General features: G+C 68.5%; 12 protein-coding genes. 1 reads left to right on the top strand and 11 read right to left on the bottom strand.

Annotated features, from left to right (window positions below):
• Position 1: 1 nt before the first annotated feature.
• The 3 genes from DEU36_RS02350 to DEU36_RS02360 are packed head-to-tail and all read right to left on the bottom strand — an operon-like array spanning position 2 to position 3,788.
• Positions 2–1,108: a branched-chain amino acid aminotransferase gene (locus DEU36_RS02350; RefSeq protein WP_120262755.1), complete on the bottom strand. Its 1,107-nt coding sequence runs from the start codon at positions 1,106–1,108 to the stop codon at positions 2–4.
• A gap of 41 nt (positions 1,109–1,149) precedes the next feature.
• Positions 1,150–2,202, bottom strand: a complete 1,053-nt coding sequence (locus DEU36_RS02355; protein WP_120262756.1) for a 3-isopropylmalate dehydrogenase — start codon at positions 2,200–2,202, stop codon at positions 1,150–1,152.
• A gap of 38 nt (positions 2,203–2,240) precedes the next feature.
• A complete protein-coding gene (locus tag DEU36_RS02360) occupies positions 2,241–3,788 on the bottom strand; it encodes an MFS transporter (protein WP_120262757.1) in 1,548 nt (515 codons plus the stop codon).
• A 63-nt stretch (positions 3,789–3,851) separates the two neighbouring features.
• Between DEU36_RS02360 and DEU36_RS02365 the strand changes: the two genes are divergently transcribed.
• The gene (locus DEU36_RS02365) at positions 3,852–4,397 is read left to right on the top strand and encodes a TetR/AcrR family transcriptional regulator (protein ID WP_183045268.1); all 546 of its coding nucleotides are present in this window, start codon (positions 3,852–3,854) and stop codon (positions 4,395–4,397) included.
• A gap of 6 nt (positions 4,398–4,403) precedes the next feature.
• Here DEU36_RS02365 and serA read toward each other — a convergent pair whose 3' ends face one another.
• From serA to ilvD, 8 genes are all read right to left on the bottom strand, one after another.
• Positions 4,404–6,008, bottom strand: a complete 1,605-nt coding sequence (gene serA / locus DEU36_RS02370) for a phosphoglycerate dehydrogenase (protein ID WP_120262759.1) — start codon at positions 6,006–6,008, stop codon at positions 4,404–4,406.
• A 130-nt stretch (positions 6,009–6,138) separates the two neighbouring features.
• Entirely contained in the window at positions 6,139–6,465 is a 327-nt protein-coding gene (locus DEU36_RS02375; protein WP_120262760.1) for a bacitracin resistance protein, read from the bottom strand.
• Positions 6,466–6,467: 2 nt separating this feature from the next.
• Positions 6,468–6,935 carry a hypothetical protein gene (locus DEU36_RS02380; RefSeq protein ID WP_120262761.1) on the bottom strand — a complete coding sequence of 156 codons (468 nt, stop codon included), beginning with the start codon at positions 6,933–6,935 and terminating at the stop codon, positions 6,468–6,470.
• Positions 6,936–6,992: 57 nt separating this feature from the next.
• Positions 6,993–7,718 carry a hypothetical protein gene (locus DEU36_RS02385; protein WP_120262762.1) on the bottom strand — a complete coding sequence of 242 codons (726 nt, stop codon included), beginning with the start codon at positions 7,716–7,718 and terminating at the stop codon, positions 6,993–6,995.
• Positions 7,719–7,860: 142 nt separating this feature from the next.
• Positions 7,861–8,886 (bottom strand): ketol-acid reductoisomerase, encoded by a 1,026-nt coding sequence (gene ilvC / locus DEU36_RS02390; protein ID WP_023951072.1) that lies wholly within the window; start codon positions 8,884–8,886, stop codon positions 7,861–7,863.
• Between the two features lie 36 nt (positions 8,887–8,922).
• Positions 8,923–9,432, bottom strand: a complete 510-nt coding sequence (gene ilvN / locus DEU36_RS02395) for an acetolactate synthase small subunit (RefSeq protein ID WP_071918201.1) — start codon at positions 9,430–9,432, stop codon at positions 8,923–8,925.
• Position 9,433: 1 nt separating this feature from the next.
• Entirely contained in the window at positions 9,434–11,236 is a 1,803-nt protein-coding gene (locus DEU36_RS02400) for an acetolactate synthase large subunit (protein ID WP_120262763.1), read from the bottom strand.
• A gap of 46 nt (positions 11,237–11,282) precedes the next feature.
• Complete coding sequence (gene ilvD / locus DEU36_RS02405; RefSeq protein WP_120262764.1) at positions 11,283–12,989, bottom strand: dihydroxy-acid dehydratase; 1,707 nt, start codon at positions 12,987–12,989, stop codon at positions 11,283–11,285.
• Positions 12,990–13,016: the final 27 nt, after the last annotated feature.

Genomic DNA, 13,016 nt, shown 5'->3' on the forward strand with positions numbered 1-13,016 from the left:
CTCAGCCGTCCAATCGCACGAGCCAGCCGTGCTTGTCTTCGCGTCGTCCGTACTGGATGTCGGTGAGCTCTTCGCGCAGCGAAAGGGCGAGCTGACCGACGGGCTGCTCGTCGAAGAAGTCGCGACCCTTGAGCACGCCGATCGGGGTGACGACGGCAGCGGTGCCGCAGGCGAAGACCTCGACGATGTCGCCGGATGCCACACCCCGGCGCCATTCGTCGAGCGAGACGGCGCGCCCCTCGACCTTGTGCCCGCGGTCGCGCGCGAGCTGCAGGATCGAGTCGCGGGTGATGCCCTCGAGGATCGAGTCGGACTGCGGCGTGACGATCGTGCCGTCCTTGTAGACGAACACGACGTTCATGCCGCCGAGCTCCTCGACGTTGCGGTCCTGATCGAGGAACACGACCTGGTCGCACTCGTTCTCGTACGCCTCCGCCTGCGGCAGCAGGCTCGACGCGTAGTTGCCACCGGTCTTGGCCGCGCCCGTGCCGCCCTTGCCTGCGCGGGCATAGTCCTCGCTGAGCCAGATCGACACCGGCTTCACGCCGCCGGTGAAGTAGGCGCCCGCGGGGCTGGCGATCACGTAGTACGCGACCTTGTTCGCGGGGCGCACTCCGAGGAAAGCCTCCTTCGCGAACATGAACGGGCGCAGGTAGAGCGACTGGTCGGCACCGGAGGGCACCCAGTCGCCGTCGACCGCGATGAGCTCGCGAAGCGACTGGACGAACCATTCCACCGGAAGCTCCGGCAGCGCGAGGCGACGAGCCGACCGCTGAAGTCGCCGGCCGTTCTGGTCGGGACGGAAGGTGTGCACCGAGCCGTCCGCGTGCCGGTACGCCTTGATGCCCTCGAAGATCTCCTGCCCGTAGTGCAGCACCGCCGCGGCGGGGTCGAGAGTGATCGGACCGTAGGGCTGGACGCGCGGACGGTGCCAGCCGCCGCGGACCGACCAACAGATGTCGACCATGTGGTCGGTGAAGTGGGTGCCGAACCCGGGATTCGCGAGGATCTCCTCGCGACGGGCGGCGGGGGCCGCGGTGAGGTTTCGGGTGACGGCGAAATCGAGGGGTTCGAGTCCGGCGTCGGGGTCGTTTTCGAGGAGAGTCATCTGTCTTCCAAGCGGATGTCGGGCGGCGGGCGATTTCCAGGCTACGCCTGGAGCCGAGCCGCGATCGCGTCGCCGATCTGCGTCGTCGTACGGGGGTCCGAGCTACGGTCGGCGATGTCGGCCTCGACGGCGTGGGTGACGCGTCGAGCGGCCTCCGTGAGCCCGAGGTGATCGAGCAGCAACGAAACGGAGAGGATCGCGGCCGTGGGATCGGCCTTCTGCTGACCTGCGATGTCGGGCGCCGATCCGTGGACGGGTTCGAACATCGAAGGGAACGCGCCGTCGGGATTGATGTTCCCCGATGCGGCGAGGCCGATGCCTCCGGTGACGGCGCCGGCCAAGTCGGTCAGGATGTCGCCGAAGAGGTTGTCGGTGACGATCACATCGAAGCGGCCCGGGTTCGTGACCAGGAAGATCGTCGCCGCGTCGACGTGCAGATAGTCTACGGCGACGTCGGGGTGCTCCGCCGCCACCTCGTCCACGATGCGCTTCCAGATGCCGCCGGCATGCACGAGCACGTTGGTCTTGTGCACGAGCGTCAGCTTGCGGCGCCGCCGCTCAGCGAGATCGAAGGCGTAGCGCACGACCCGCTCGACCCCGAATGCGGTGTTCACGGACGTCTCGTTGGCGACCTCGTGGGGGGTGCCTCGCCGGATGCTCCCGCCGTTGCCGACGTACGGGCCCTCGGTCCCCTCCCGCACCACGACGAAGTCGATCTCCCCCGGCTCGGCGAGCGGACCCGGAACGCTCGGATAGAGCTTCGACGGCCGCAGGTTGACGTAGTGGTCGAGTTCGAATCGCAGTTTCAGCAGGAGTCCCCGCTCGATGTTCGCGTCGCGCAGCCGCGGATCACCGGGCACTCCCCCCACCGCGCCGAGGAGGATCGCGTCGTGCCCCGCGATGGCCGCGAGGTCGTCGTCTGTCAGCGTGTCGCCGGTCTCGAGGTACCGGGCGGCACCGAGCGAGAACCGCGTCTTGTCGATGACGACATCCGTTCCCGCCACCGCCGCGTCGAGGACCTTCTCGGCCTCGGCGACGACCTCGGGACCGATTCCGTCGCCCGGAATCACGGCCAGCTTCACGACACGCGACATCGCTCTCCTCGTTCTCGGCGACGCGGCGCGTCGCGAGCTCAGTGCTCGGCACGCCGCGAGTGGGATCCCTTCAGCGTAGTGGCCGCGATGATCCCCGCGCAGACGACGAGCACGGCACCGATGGCCGCGGTCACGCCGACACCGGAGTCGAACGCGTGAGCGGCCGCGTCCATCAGCTGACGCCCGATCGGCTCGGGCAGGTCCTGCGCGACGTTGACGGCTCCCGCGAGGGTCTCGCGGGCCGCATCGGCGGCCTCCGCAGGCACGCCCTCGGGCACGGCCATGCCGACGCGGTACATCGCCGTGAGGATGCCGCCGAGCACGGCGGTGCCGAGAACCGCGCCCACTTCATACGCGGTCTCGGACACCGCGCTGGCCGCCCCGGCCTTCGCGGGCGGAGCGCTTGCGAGCACCAGCTCATTCGACACGGTCTCTGCCGCGCCGATGCCCATGCCGAGGAGAGCGAACGCGAGGACGAGCTCGATCATGCTCTCCGCGTCGGTCAGGAGCGCGATCATGACGTACCCGGCTGCCGACAACGTCAGGGCTGCGGGCACCACGATCCGCGGCGAGACCCGGCGCGAGATCGGGACGACTCCCAGCCCGGCGATGATCATCATGGCGAGACCGGGCACGAGGGCGAGCCCGGCCTGGAGCGGCGAGAGACCGACGATCAGCTGCAGATGCTGCGTCACGAAGTACAGGAAGCCGACGAGGGCCACGACGCTCAGGAGGTTGACCAGCAAGGCACCACTGAAAGTGCCGCGGGAGAAAAGTCGCATGTCGAGCATCGGCTCGCTCACACGAAGCTGTCGACGCACGAAGAGCCAGCCGAACACCAGGCCGAGCGCGAACAGCACCGGCGGGGTGATGCCCCACCCCTTCACCGCGAAGTCCTTGATCGCGTACACGATCGGCACCATCGTCAGCATCGACAGAGCGATGCTGATCGGGTCGATGCGGCCCGGTCGCGGATCGCGGCTCTCGGGCACGAGGAAGGGCGCGAGTACGAGCAGGGGCACGAGGACCGGCACCGCCATGAGGAACACCGAGCCCCAGCTGAAGTGCTCGAGCAGGAGACCGCCGACGATCGGCCCGAGGGCTGCGCCAGCGGAGAACATCGAGGCCCAGACCGCGATCGCGAGGCGCCGCTGATCACGGTCGGTGAAGATGCTCCGCAACAGCGAGAGGGTCGACGGCATCAGCATCGCCCCGAACACGCCCATCGCCGCCCGCGCCACGATCAGCAGCTCGGCGCTCGGAGCGAAGGCCGCAAGCGCGGAGACGGCCGCGAAGCCGGTCGCACCGATCAGCAGCATCCGACGTCGTCCGAACCGGTCGCCGAGGGAGCCCATCGTCACGAGCAGTCCCGCGAGGATGAGGGGGTACACGTCGATGATCCAGAGCTGCTGGGCGCTGGTCGGGCTCAGCGCGCGGGCGATCTCGGGCAGCGCGAAGCTCAGCACCGTGTTGTCGACCGACACGAGCAGTACGGGCAGCATGAGCACGCCGAGGGCTGCCCACCCGCGCCAGCCGACCCGCCGGCCCTGGCCGTCAGCGATTGCGATCTCTTCAGTCAAAGTCATAAGTTCACCGTCCAGCCGGTATAGTAACAGGAGCGAACGCTCAGACGCGAGAGGATTGGAGACATGAGTCGTCCCCCACGTGCCCGCGAAAGCGTGCTCGACGCGTACGAGAACCTTCTGATCTCCGACGGCGCGCGCGGCGCGACGATGGATGCCGTGGCTGCGGCCGCCGGCGTCTCCAAGGGCGGCCTGCTCTACCACTACGGCTCGAAGGAGGCGCTTGAGACGGCGCTGCTCGAGCGGATGATGGAGCTCGCCCGCCTCGATGTCGACGACATGGCGCAGCATCCCGAGGGCATCGTCGCGGCCTACCTCCGCACCTCCGTCATGGAGGACAGCGCCCTCGATCGCGCGCTCCTCGCCGGCTCTCGGCTCGCCCAGAGCGGTCATCCCGCGGCCAGCGCCGCGCTTCGTGATGTCCGCACCCTGTGGGAGGACGCGCTGCGCGGCCACACCCGTGACGAGACCGCGCTTCAGCTCGTCCTCCTGGTGGGCGACGGCCTCTACTTCAACAACGCACTCGGCGCGGGCGCGGTCGTCGGGCCCGTCCCGCAGGGCGAAGATTTCGACGCGCTGATCGGCCTCGTCCTCGGCGTCACGAAGCGCTGACCGATCTCAGAAGCCGGTCAGCTCGATCTGGCGGAACAGGTCGGCGGCCACGGCCTCGCGCATCTCGTCGAGAAGGTGGTCCGGCACCGGCGAGTCGACCGTCAGCACCGAAAGAGCGCGACCGGAAGCGTCGGGACGCGCGACCTGAAGGCCGGCGATGTTGATTCCCGCCTCCCCCAGCTTCTGGCCGTAGATCGCCACGATCCCCGGGCGGTCGGCATAGCGCATCACCACGTGGTGCCGTTCGATGGGCACCTCGACCTCGTAGCCGTTGATGCCGACGACCTTCGGGACCATGCGCGTTCCGGCGAGGGTGCCTTCGACGGTGAGGACCGAGCCGTCGGAGAGGGTGCCCCGCAGGATCGTGATGTTGCGGTACAGCGGGCTCTCGGACTCGACGATGAGACGCGTCTCGATGCCGCGCTGCTCGGCGAAGAGCGGCGCGTTCACGTACGAGACGTTCTCGCTGACGATGTTGGTGAAGATCCCTTTCAGCGCCGCGAGGCGGTAGACGCTGACGTCGTAGTCGGCCAGCTCGCCGCGGACCTCGATGTCGAGGCTCGTCAGCGCGCTGGGCGCGAGACCCGTGAAGATCTGCCCGAGCTGCTCGACCAGCGCGATACCGGGACGCACGAATGGGTCGATCACACCACCGGCGACGTTCACGGCGTCGGGCACCAGATCACCTTCGAGCGCGAGCTTGACCGACTTCGCCACCGAGACGCCCGCCTTCTCCTGCGCCTCGTCGGTCGAGGCCCCGAGGTGAGGCGTGACGACGACGTTAGGCAGCGAGAGGAGCGGGAACGCGGTGCCGTCTTCCTTCGGAGGCTCGCTCGTGAAGACGTCGAGCCCCGCCCCGGCGATCTCACCCGTCGTGAGAGCGGTGTACAGTGCCTCTTCGTCGATCAGGCCACCGCGCGCCACGTTGACCACGTAGGCCGACTTCTTCATGCGTGCGAACTGCTCCGCGCCGATCATGCCCGTCGTCTCCGGAGTCTTCGGCATGTGGATCGTGACGAAATCGCTCTGCGTGAGGAGGTCGTCGAGGCTCAGCAGGGTCACGCCGAGCTGCTGCGCGCGAGTGGGTGTGACGTAGGGGTCGTATGCCACGACGTTCACGCCGAATGCCTGCACGCGCGCGGCGATGAGCGCGCCGATACGACCGAGGCCGATGATGCCCACGGTCTTCTCGAAGAGCTCGGTGCCGGTGAAGGACGAGCGCTTCCAGGCGCCTGCGGCGAGCGAGGCATGAGCGGCCGGAATGTGACGCGCGAGGCTCAGGATGTGGCCGACCGTCAGCTCGGCCGCCGAGATGATGTTTGACGTCGGGGCGTTGACGACCATGACGCCGGCGGCTGTCGCGGCCTTGATGTCGACGTTGTCGAGTCCGACGCCCGCGCGAGCGATGACCTTCAGCGACGGGGCGGCGGCGATTGCCTCGGCATCCATCTTGGTCGCGGAGCGGATCAGGACGGCGTGCGCGTCGGCGAGAGCAGGAAGCAGCGCGGCGCGGTCGGCGCCGTCGACCGATCGGATCTCGAAGTCAGGACCGAGAGCATCGATCGTTGCGGGCGAGAGTTCTTCGGCGATGAGCACGACGGGCTGGGGCACGGACGATCCTCTGGAGCATGCGCAGAAGCGCGGAACGGGTGGTCGCCACGACAGCCGACGGCGGTGCGGCGGGTCGTCTCAGCCTAGCGCGGCGTCGGCCGCTCCCATGACCGTGTGACGTTCCGCCGACTCAGACGGCGCCGGAGGTGAGGGCGAACGAGAGGACGTTCAGGAAGAACACCGCTGAGAGCCCGAGCCCCGCCAGGAGGATCAGGGCGAAAGATCCCGAGCGTCGGCGCCACCCGAGCGCGAAGGCCCCCGCGAAGATGACGATCGGCAGCACCACGGCAGCGACGACGGCCACCCATCCGACCGCGGTCCGTGCCGGTGACGGGGTCAACAACAACGGGACGGCAGCCCAGACCGCGTATGCGTAGAACAGGCCGAACGCTCCCGCGACGACCGCCACCCGCCAGACCGGAGGCGTCTGCGCGACTCCTCGTGCTTCGCTCGCCATCATCAGCTCCCCGCCCCGAGGGTCGCGAACGGCCACGGCACGAGGAGCAACGCCCCCGCGACGAGCCAGACGAACCTCACCCACGCGCGCGAGCTGCGTGTGAGCGCATATGTCGCGACGAACCAGATCGCGGGCGCGGCGACCGCGAGCACGAGCACGGGAACCGAGACCGCGGCCTCGATCCCGAGCAGACCGCTCAGGTTGTGGACGCGCATCCCTCCCACGAACCATCCGATCGAGTACAGGAGGTAAACGCCGCCGAGCACCCCGAGCGCGATCAGGGCCGTGTTGCTCAGTCCCGCGGCGGAACCGTCCGCGCCGGCATCGGCCGCTTCGTCGGCGGCGACTTCGACCGGCTCATCCCTCGGCCGTTGCGACGGCGCGGGTGCGGGCTCCGTGGCAGGAGCCGAGACGAGAGTCGGGTCGTCGTCTCCGGCCCAGCTCAGGGCATCGTCATCGCGGCTCGTCACATGTTCAGAGTAGCGCCCGGCAGCCGGCAGCCGAGCTGCGCGAACAAGCCGGGCGCGTCAACGACCGATCTGCCGACCCCCGCGGAGCACGAAGACGGCGACGGCGGCACCAGCCAAGATCAAAGCCCCACCCCAAGGCGCCCACACCGCCGGCTTCGCGAGCTCTGTGCCCGAGCCATCGTGCAACGATCCGACGCGCACCGCGTCGGTGCGACCCGTCGGGTCCTGCGCGGGAACGGACGCGCCGAGTTCGGCGGATCCACCCACGTCGGGGCTCCCGTCCAGATCGACGGCGTCGCTCGGCGCCGGTGTCGGCGAGGCGACCCCGGGGTTGCGGTAGGCGTATCCCAGCAACGCCCCGAGCCGCACGGCCGTGGGCACACGACCATCGGGTTCTGCGTCGATCCGCGGCGGCACGGGCGCGGGCGCCGGCTCGGTCGGAGCGGCCGGCGACGGCTCGACCGGCGGCTCGGTGGGTGCCGGGCTGGTCGGCGTCGGCGTCGGCGTCGGCGTCGGTACGCCGTCTGTCGGCGACGGCGAGTCCGTCGGCACGGGCGACGGCGTCACCGTCTCGCCCGGTGCCGGGGCCATGTCGTCCTCGTCGGAGAAGGTGTCGTCCGGAATCACCGGTGCGACCGGAGCATCCGAATGCGGAACGGGGTCGACGGCCTCCGTCGTGACGGACCAGGCCGCCGGTGCGGTGATCGCCCCCGCGACCACAGAAGCTGCGACGCACACCGCCCCCAGGCGCGCGCGAGCGAACTGCTTCTTCGGGACGGGCATGCCTCCATCGTAAAAGGTCTCGGTGGTATCGGCGCACGCCGAAAGCCCGGCCCCTGATGGGGACCGGGCTTCCGTGGCACGAGGCCGGGCTCGACGGGGTGCCGCCGAGGGTCGCGGAGCGGGCGGTGCCGCTCGTCACGGGTCAGCGCGCGGCGCTGCCCTCGATGTAGTCGCTGTCCTGCTGCTTCCAAGCGAAGAGACCGCGCAGCTCCTTGCCGGTCGCCTCGATCGGGTGACCCTGCTCCTTCTCGCGAAGGCCGAGGAACTCGGTGGCGCCGTTGTCCTGGTCGGCGATGAAGCGCTGTGCGAACGCACCCGACTGGATGTCGGCGAGCACGGCCTTCATGTTCTCCTTGACCTCGGGCGAGATCACGCGGGGGCCGGAGACGTAGTCGCCGTACTCAGCGGTGTCGGAGATCGACCAGCGCTGCTTGGCGATGCCGCCCTCCCACATGAGGTCGACGATCAGCTTGAGCTCGTGGAGCACCTCGAAGTAGGCGATCTGCGGCTGGTAGCCGGCCTCGATCAGCGTCTCGAAGCCGTACTGCACGAGGTGGCTCATGCCACCGCAGAGAACCGCCTGCTCGCCGAAGAGGTCGGTCTCGGTCTCCTCGGTGAAGGTGGTCTTGATGACGCCCGCGCGGGTGCCGCCGATCGCCTTCGCGTACGACAGCGCGGTGTCCCAGGCCGAACCCGACGCGTCGCGCTCGACGGCGATGATGTCGGGGATGCCGCGACCCGCGACGAACTCGCGGCGCACCGTGTGACCCGGAGCCTTCGGGGCGACGAGGATGACGTCGACGCCCTCGGGAGCGTCGATGTAGCCGAAGCGGATGTTGAAGCCGTGGGCGAACGCGAGCGTCTTGCCCGCCGTGAGCTTGTCCTTGATCGAGTCGGCGTAGATCGAGCGCTGGTGCTGGTCGGGCGCGAGGATCATGATGAGGTCGGCCCACTCCGCGGCATCCGCGACGTTCTTGACCTCGAAGCCCTCGTCCTGCGCCTTCGCGGCCGACTTCGAGCCGTCCTTGAGCGCGATGACGACCTCGACGCCGGAGTCGCGGAGGTTCTGCGCGTGAGCGTGGCCCTGCGAGCCGTAGCCGACGATCGCCACCTTCTTGCCCTGGATGATCGACAGGTCGGCGTGGTCGTCGTAGAAGATCTCGGCCATGTTCGTGTGTTTCTCCTTGATTCGTGGTTCGGAAGGTCAGCCGCGCAGAACGCGCTCGGTGATGCTCTTACCGCCGCGCCCGATGGCGAGCAGACCCGACTGTGCGAGTTCCTTGATGCCGAAGGGCTCGAAAGCGCGGAGGATCGCGTCGATCTTGCCGCGGTCTCCGGTCACCTCGACCACCAGGGCGTCGGGGGCGTAATCGACGATCGCCGCGCGGAACAGGTTCGCGACCTCGATGACATTCGAGCGGGTCTGGTTGTCAGCACGCACCTTGATGAGGATGTGTTCGCGCTGCACCGACGACGAGAAGTCGAGCTCGACGATCTTGATGACGTTGACGAGCTTGTTCAGCTGCTTCGTCACCTGCTCGAGCGGCAGTTCCTCGACGTCGACGACGACGGTGATGCGCGAGAGGCCCGGCACCTCCGTCACACCGACGGCGAGCGACTCGATGTTGAAGCCGCGTCGGGCGAACAGCCCGGCGACACGGGTCAGCAGACCCGGCTTGTCCTCCACCAGGAGGCTCAGCACGTGGCGCGACATCTCAGGCCTCCTCGTCGAATGCGGGCGCGTGCTCGCGGGCGTACTGGATGTAGCTGTTGCTGACCCCCTGCGGGACCATCGGCCACACCATGGCGTCGGCGCTCACCACGAAGTCGATCACGACGGGGCGATCGTTCGTCTCGAGCGCCAGCTTGATCGCGTCATCGATCTGGTCTTCGGTCTCGACCCGGATGGCGAGGCAACCGTACGCCTCGCCGAGCTTGACGAAGTCGGGGATGCGCGCCGTCCCGTGCCCTGTGTTCAGGTCGGTGTTCGAGTGGCGGCCGTCGAAGAACAGCGTCTGCCACTGGCGCACCATGCCGAGCGACGAGTTGTTGATGATCGCGACCTTGATCGGGATCTGGTTGATGACGCAGGTCGCCAGCTCCTGATTGGTCATCTGGAAGCAGCCGTCGCCGTCGATCGCCCAGACCACACGGTCGGGCTGGGCCACCTTCGCGCCCATGGCCGCCGGGACCGCGTAGCCCATGGTGCCGGCGCCGCCGGAGTTGAGCCACGAGTTGGGACGCTCGTACTTGATGAACTGCGCGGCCCACATCTGGTGCTGGCCCACCCCCGATGCGTACACGCCCTCGGGTCCGGTGAGCTCGCCGATCCGCTGGATCACGTGCTGCGGAGACAGCAGGCCGTCGGTCGTCGGCGCGTAGCCGAGCGGGAACTCCTCGCGGAGGCCGTCGAGGTAGGCCCACCACTCGGTCGTGTCGGGCTTTCCGTCGCCGATCACGCCGCGGAACGCCGATTCGAGGTCGACGAGCACGTCGCGCACGTCTCCCACGATGGGCACGTCTGCGAAGCGGATCTTCGAGATCTCGGCGGGATCGATGTCGACGTGCACGACCTTCGCGTTCGGGGCGAAGAGCGATGCCTTGCCGGTCACCCGGTCGTCGAAGCGGGCACCGAGGGCGACGATCAGATCGGACTCCTGCAGTGCGAGCACGGCCGGGACCGTGCCGTGCATGCCGGGCATTCCCAGATGCTGCGGGTGGGAGTCGGGGAAAGCGCCGCGGGCCATGAGCGTCGTGACGACAGGCGCGCCGGTCGCCTCGGCGAGGGTCAGCAGCTCGTCGGAGGCGCGGCCCCGGATCACGCCGCCGCCGACGTAGAGGACCGGCTTCTGCGACTCGGCGAGGAGCTGGGCGGCCGCCTGGATCTGCTTGCCGTGCGCCTTCGTCACCGGACGGTATCCCGGCAGATCGACCTTCGGCGGCCAGACGAACGGCGCGGTGTTCTGCTGAGCGTCCTTCGTGATGTCGACGAGGACGGGGCCGGGCCGGCCGGTGCCGGCGATCTCGAACGCCGCCGCGATCGCACCGGGGATCTCCTCAGCGGTCTTCACCAGGAAGGAGTGCTTCGTGATCGGCATCGTGATGCCGACGATGTCGGCCTCTTGGAAGGCATCCGTTCCCATGAGGGTCGAGAACACCTGGCCCGTGATGCAGACAAGTGGCACGGAGTCCATGTAGGCGTCGGCGATCGCGGTCACGAGGTTCGTCGCGCCGGGACCCGAGGTCGCGATGGCGACCCCGACCCGACCCGACGCCGAGGCGTAGCCTTCGGCCGCGTGCCCTGCGCCCTGCTCGTGACGAACGAGGATGTGGCGTACGGCCTCGTCGTCCATGAGTGGATCGTAGACGGGCATGATCGCGCCGCCCGGCAGCCCGAAGACCTCGGTGACACCGAGATTGTCGAGCGAGCGGACGACGGCCTCCGCTCCCGTCATCACGGGAGCTGAGGGGGTGCGGGACGGCGGCCTGGGAATGGCCGCGGAGATGTCGGTGGACATGGTGATGAACCTCGCTGAAGAAGAGGAGACGATGTCGGAGCCGAAGTCAGCCGGTGGTCGCGCCCTCCGCGGCGGAGCGCACGAGCTTGGAGTACTTGGCCAGAACGCCACGGGTATAGCGCGGGGGAAGAGGAGCCCAGCCGTCACGGCGGGCGTTCAGCTCAGCCTCGTCGACGAGTAGGTCGAGGGAGCGAGCCGCGATATCGACCCGTATCAGATCACCATCGCGCACGAATGCGATGGGACCTGCGTCCACCGCTTCGGGTGCTATGTGGCCGATGCACAGGCCGGTTGTGCCGCCTGAGAATCGTCCGTCCGTCAAGAGTAGTACATCTTTCCCGAGCCCGGCGCCCTTGATGGCCGCCGTGATGGCGAGCATCTCTCGCATACCCGGTCCGCCCTTCGGGCCCTCGTAGCGGATGACGATGACCGAGCCCGGCTCGATCTCGCCGTTCGCGACGGCATCCATCGCCGCGCGCTCGCGCTCGAAGACGCGTGCGGGGCCCTCGAACACCGTGGCGTCGAAGCCGGCGGTCTTCACGACCGCTCCCTCGGGGGCGAGCGACCCGTGCAGGATCGTGATGCCGCCGCTGGCGTGGATGGGGTTGTCGAACGTGTGGATGACCTTGCCGTCGATGGGCTCGGGGTCGAGGTCGCGGAGGTTCTCGGCGAGGGTCTTGCCCGTCACCGTGAGCGCGTCACCGTGCAGCAGTCCCTCGTCGAGCATCGCCTTCATCACGACGGGAATGCCACCGTGACGGTCGACGTCGTTCATGACGTACTGGCCGAACGGCTTCATGTCCGCCACGTGCGGAGTCTTGTCACCGATCCGGTTGAAGTCGTGCAGGCTGAGGTCGACCTCTGCCTCGCGGGCGATGGCGAGCAGATGGAGGACGGCGTTCGTCGAGCCTCCGAGAGCCATGACGAGGGCGATCGCGTTCTCGAACGCCTCCTTCGTCAGGATGTCCTTCGTCGTGATCCCCTGGCGCAGGAGGTTGACCACAGCCTCACCCGAGCGGTGCGCGTAATAGTCGCGGCGGCGGTCGGCCGACGGCGGGGCGGCCGAGCCCGGCAGGCTGAGGCCGAGGGCCTCACCGACGGAGGCCATGGTGTTGGCCGTGTACATGCCGCCGCAGGCTCCCTCGCCGGGCACGATCGCACACTCGATGCGCTTGAGGTCGGCCTCACTCATCTTTCCGGCGCGGCAGGCACCGACGCCCTCGAACGAGTCGATGATCGTGACGTCCTTCTCGGTGCCGTCGCTGAGCTTCACCCAGCCCGGCATCGTCGACCCCGCGTACAGGAAGACACTCGAGAGCCCGAGGCGGGCACTCGCCATCATCATGCCGGGGATGGACTTGTCGCAGCCTGCCAGCAGGACGGTACCGTCGAGCCGCTCGGCCATGATGACGGCCTCGACGGAGTCGGCGATGACCTCGCGCGAGACCAGCGAGAAGTGCATGCCCTCATGGCCCATCGAGATGCCGTCCGAGACGGAGATGGTGCCGAACTGCAGCGGGTAACCGCCGCCGGAGTGGACGCCCTCCTTGGCCCCCTGGGCGAGCCGGTCGAGGCTCAGGTTGCACGGGGTGATCTCGTTCCAGCTCGAGGCGATGCCGATCTGGGGCTTGTCCCAGTCCTCATCCCCCATGCCGACGGCACGGAGCATCCCTCGGGAGGTCGTGGCTTCGATGCCGTCGGTGACGGCACGACTGCGGGGCTTGATGTCGATGGTCTCGGAGCTGTCGGGCATTCTCGAATTCTATGCCCGAGCGCCGGA

This window comes from Microbacterium sp. AG238, from assembly GCF_003610405.1.
Taxonomy (GTDB): Bacteria; Actinomycetota; Actinomycetes; order Actinomycetales; family Microbacteriaceae; genus Microbacterium.